The organism is Moritella sp. Urea-trap-13 (assembly GCF_002836355.1).
GTDB lineage: Bacteria > Pseudomonadota > Gammaproteobacteria > Enterobacterales > Moritellaceae > Moritella.
This window is the reverse complement of record NZ_PJCA01000020.1, coordinates 1-333: the sequence shown is the minus strand read 5'-3', so window position 1 is coordinate 333 and position 333 is coordinate 1. Positions and strand designations below refer to the sequence as shown.

At 46.2% G+C, this 333-nt stretch carries 1 protein-coding gene; it reads left to right on the top strand.

All coding sequences use genetic code 11. From position 1 onward, the window contains the following. A partial coding sequence (locus tag CXF93_RS02930; RefSeq protein WP_157824409.1) for a hypothetical protein occupies positions 1 to 333 on the top strand: 333 nt, incomplete at both ends.

Sequence of the window (333 nt, the reverse complement as noted above, 5' to 3'; positions counted from 1 at the left end):
GGTGTCTTTATCTGGCGAGCAGCAAGGTCAAGACGTGAAGGTTACGGTGAGCATCACGCAGAATGTGCCGTTAGACCATAACGGTTCAAGTGATGGTAGTTACGTAACTTTTGACGGTGACAACATCCACATCAATGTGCCAGTGCAAGCGACCGATACCGATGGGGATGATTTAGATGCACCAGCTAATGTTGATATCACCATTACTGATGGTGCAAACCCATCGTTTGGTACTGATTCCGGTGTGACCATTAATGAGTCAACAGACGAAAATAAGGTAATTGAAGGTCAGATCCCACTGAATGTGGGCTCTGATGAAATAGCGAACATCGC